The sequence below is a fragment of the Micromonospora wenchangensis genome (assembly GCF_002210435.1).
GTDB classification, from domain to species: domain Bacteria; phylum Actinomycetota; class Actinomycetes; order Mycobacteriales; family Micromonosporaceae; genus Micromonospora; species Micromonospora wenchangensis.
The window spans coordinates 1-3,775 of sequence record NZ_MZMV01000135.1 but is presented as its reverse complement, the minus strand read 5'-3'; the positions used below and the strand labels follow the sequence as shown (position 1 = coordinate 3,775).

General features: G+C 74.7%; 4 protein-coding genes and 1 pseudogene. 2 read left to right on the top strand and 3 right to left on the bottom strand.

The features are described 5' to 3' along the window. Both B5D80_RS32535 and B5D80_RS32530 read right to left on the bottom strand, forming a co-directional pair. Positions 1-354 (bottom strand): annotated as a pseudogene (locus B5D80_RS32535) (glycoside hydrolase family 3); the annotation flags it as partial. Positions 355-697: 343 nt separating this feature from the next. Further along, positions 698-1,186, bottom strand: coding sequence for a DUF3145 domain-containing protein (locus B5D80_RS32530; RefSeq protein WP_088647746.1), 489 nt, complete (start codon positions 1,184-1,186; stop codon positions 698-700). A 355-nt stretch (positions 1,187-1,541) separates the two neighbouring features. Between B5D80_RS32530 and B5D80_RS32525 the strand changes: the two genes are divergently transcribed. After that, positions 1,542-1,871, top strand: coding sequence for a hypothetical protein (locus B5D80_RS32525; RefSeq protein WP_088647745.1), 330 nt, complete (start codon positions 1,542-1,544; stop codon positions 1,869-1,871). Between the two features lie 89 nt (positions 1,872-1,960). Here the strand turns inward: B5D80_RS32525 and B5D80_RS32520 are convergent, their stop codons facing one another. Continuing rightward, complete coding sequence (locus B5D80_RS32520; RefSeq protein ID WP_088647744.1) at positions 1,961-2,629, bottom strand: carbonic anhydrase; 669 nt, start codon at positions 2,627-2,629, stop codon at positions 1,961-1,963. Positions 2,630-2,774: 145 nt separating this feature from the next. Here B5D80_RS32520 and B5D80_RS32515 point away from each other — a divergent pair, with 145 nt between their 5' ends. Next, complete coding sequence (locus tag B5D80_RS32515; protein WP_088647743.1) at positions 2,775-3,755, top strand: alpha/beta fold hydrolase; 981 nt, start codon at positions 2,775-2,777, stop codon at positions 3,753-3,755. Positions 3,756-3,775 lie beyond the last annotated feature (20 nt).

The window sequence follows — 3,775 nt, the reverse complement described above, 5'->3', positions numbered from 1 at the left end:
CCCGACCAGGATCAGCCCGCCGAGCCGGTACTTCGCGATCATCTCGGCCGGGGTGTCGACCCCGGCGAGGGCCTGGTTGCCGGCGGCCGAACCGGGGGTCACCGTCGTCGCCGAGCTGCCGTACGCGTACGGCATCAGCACCTGGCCCACCAGGTCCTCGTCGCCGAGCGTGCCGGCCAGCGCGGCGGCCCGGCCGGCCGGGTCGTCGGCGGCGGTCGCCGTGGCCGTCGGGGTGGCTTCGGGGCGGACCGGCGCGGGAGCCTGCCCCTCCCCCGCACATCCGGAGGCGAGCAGCGCGGTCAGGGCGGTGACGGCGACGCCGGCACGTCGCGGGGAGATCGGCACCCGGCCCATCCAACCCGCGCCGGAGATCAGCGGCAACCCGGCCAGGTCAGGCGGTGGGTGCGGCGTGCCCGTCCCCGGCCGGGTGTCCGGCTCCCGGGCGTTTCCCGGGCGGGACGCGGCCGGTCCGGGTGAGCGGATTCACCCGGGCCCGACCCGGCGTGTGCCTCGGGTGCGGGACAACTTCTCCGAGAGCTCTATGCCTGTCCGTCATATTTATGACGGACAGGCATAGAGCTCTCTGCGGGACCGTGCTTCGGGAGGGCAGGGTCATGGAGACCGGCGTCGGTGCAGCGCCCGAGGAGGCACCGCGACTGCCGAGGGACGCCCGCGGGGGTGAGCGGCGGGGCCGCGGTCAGCCGACCCGGGTGAGCAGGGTCACCGGCGCGCCGTCCCCGGCGTACCGGTAGGGCTCCAGCTCGGCGTCCCAGGCGGTGCCCATCGCCTTGTCCAGGGCGTGCGCCAGGGCCTCCGGGCGTACCGACGCCATGATGCTGCGCAGCCGGTCCTCGCCGAGCTGGATGTCGCCGGCCGCGCCCACCGCGGCCCGGAACAGGCCCCGGCCGGGCACGTGCATGAAGCGTTCGCCGTCCGCGCCGGTACTGGGTTCCTCGGTCACCTCGAAACGGATCATGGGCCACTGCCTCAGGGCAGCAGCCAGCTCGGCACCCGTCCCCGGCCGACCGGTCCATCCGCACTCGGCCCGGCGCGCGCCGGGATCGACGGGCTGAGCCGTCCAGTGCAGGTTGACCGGCGCGGCGAGGACGCGCGCGATCGCCCACTCGACGTGTGAGCACACGGCGAGCGGGGTCGAGTGGACGTATACGACGCCACGCGTTGGCACGGTGACCTCCCGGAGGGCGAGGTGCGTCTTCCCCTACGACCTCGACACCCGAGTGGCTGTTGCCACACATGATGACTGCTGTGACGGATGGTGCGCCAGGGAATCGGAAAATTCGCCGGCGGGAAATACCCGGACCGGTGACCCGGGTTGTGCACTCCGACGGGCACGGTGAGCTGCCAGGCACCGTGGTCGTGTATATTTCTCTGGGCGGTTCTGTGCCGTCGCACCACTTCGCGGGCCGACGACCCACCCGGGCGTTCGACGACCATCGAGCGTCAGACGACCATTCGGCCGTCACCCGCTACAGCCCCCGGACGTTCCCCGTCCTCCCGTACGTCTTGCAAGGAGCATCTCCGTGGCGAGCAACACCTCGAAGACCGCGCGCGCGTCAGTCCGGGCCGGCCAGGCTGGCCAGGGTGGCGCCCTCAGCGTGCTGGGCGAGTTCAAGTACCTCATCCCGCTCAACGGCGGCAAGCACGCCTACGTGCGGAACCTGACCAACGGCAAGACCGCCCACCTGCGTACCGACTCCGACGCCTTCGTCGAGGAGATCCGGACGCTGGCCACCGCCGGTCACGCCGCCAAGATCCGCGCCGAGATCAGCAACCTCGCCGCCACCCACCCCGACCACGGGTGGGACAAGACCGAGAAGCGTCTCGTCGAGGCCGGCGTCTTCGAGGGCTGAGCCCTCACCCGCGCACGACCGGAACCGCCCGTCGGGTCACCCCGGCGGGCGGTTCCGCGTCTGCGCCCGCCACGTCTGCGCCCGCCGGGTCAGGCCCCGTCGTCGAGCACGGTGACCTCGCCGGTGTCCAGGTCGTACAGGGCGCCGACGACGTCCACCCCACCCGCCGCGACCGGGCCGGACAGCATGTCGTCGGCGCGCAGCGCCCGCACCGTACCGCGCACGTGCCGGCGTACGGCCAGCGGGTGGACGGCCGGGTCGTGCGGCCCCGCCCCGGTCACCGCCGGGGTGATCCGCTCGACCAGGTAGCCCAGGTCACCATCCGGCCGCCGGCCCGTCCGCACGCTGTCCACCGTCGCGGCGACCGCGCCGCACCGTTCGTGCCCCAGCACCATCACCAGGGTCACCCCGAGCTGCGCCACCACGTACTCGATCGAGCCCCGCACGGCCCGGTCGAGCACGTGGCCCCCGGTGCGGATCACGCAGATCGACCCGAAGGTCTGGTCGAAGATCGCCTCCAGCGGCACCCGTGAGTCGATGCAGCCGAGCAGCACCGCGTACGGCTGCTGGTCGCCGGAGGCCACGGCAGCGGCGGCGGTCACGTCGTGCCCGTGGACCGGCCGGCCGCTGACGAAGCGCCGGTTGCCGGCGAGCAGCTCGGCCAGCGCCGCCCGGGGGGTGCGGGCGGCCCGGGACGGCCCGGCGTCGACGGGCGGCTGACCGGGGGTCCGGGCGGCCCCGGTGGGCGCAGGCGGCATGGCTCCAGACTGACCGCCGGCCCGGCCGCGTGCGGGCGGGTCGGGAATCTTCTCACCGACACGGTTGGCGTGGTCTGATGTCGGGTAGCCGGTGTTACCGCCGGGTTACGCCGGTGAATGTGTCCCGGGTGCCTGGGAGGTGGCGATGCCGGATCAGCGGGAGTTGCGGCTGCCCGACGGGGTACGCCTGCACGTCGAGGTGACCGGCCCGGTCGGGGCCGAGGTGACCGTGGTCCTGCTGCACGGCTGGACGCTCGACGGCCGGGCCTGGCACCGGCAGCTCGCCGACCTGCGCAGCCGCTTCGGCGACCGGGTCCGGGTGGTCGCCTACGACGCCCGGGGGCACGGCCGGTCCAGCTGCATGGCGCTGCGCACGGCGACCCTGGCCCAGCTCGGCGACGACCTCGCGGCGGTGCTGGACGAGGTCGCCCCGGCCGGGCCGGTGGTGCTCGTCGGGCACTCGATGGGCGGGATGACCGTGATGGAATACGCCCACCGGCACCCGTCCCACTTCGCCGCCCGTACGGCCGGACTCGTCTTCGTCTCCACCACGGCCGAGGGCCACACGCACACGGTGTACGGGCTGTCGCCACGGATCGCCCGGCTGATCCGGCTCGCCGAGACCACCGGGGCGGGGGTGCTGGCCCGGTGCGGTTCGTGGCGGCCGCCCCGCCCGCTGCTGCGCGCCCTGGCCCCGAGCATCAGGTGGATGCTCTTCGGTGACCGCTGCTCCGGCGCGGACATCCGGCTGGTCACCTCGGCGGTGGCCCGCGCCTCGCTGCGCTCGATCGGGGGTTTCCGCGCCTCGATCGGGGCCCAGCACCGGCTGGCCACCCTGACCGCGTTGGCGCACCTGCCGGCGGCGGCGCTGGTCGGGGACCGGGACCGGCTGACCCCGCCGCCGTGCGCGGAGTCGATCGCGGCGGCGCTGCCGGCCACCGAGCTGACCGTCTGCCCCGGTGCCGGGCACATGCTGATGATGGAGCGCCCGGACGAGGTGAACGCCGCCCTCGCCGGGGTGCTCGACCGGGTGCTGTCCGCCGCCGGTACGGGTCGGCCACCGGGGCCCCGCCGTCCCGCCGACGCCCCGGGCGCGCGGGCCGCCGCCGGCCGGGCGGCGCGCTGAGCCGTCCCGCCGGCTCCGCG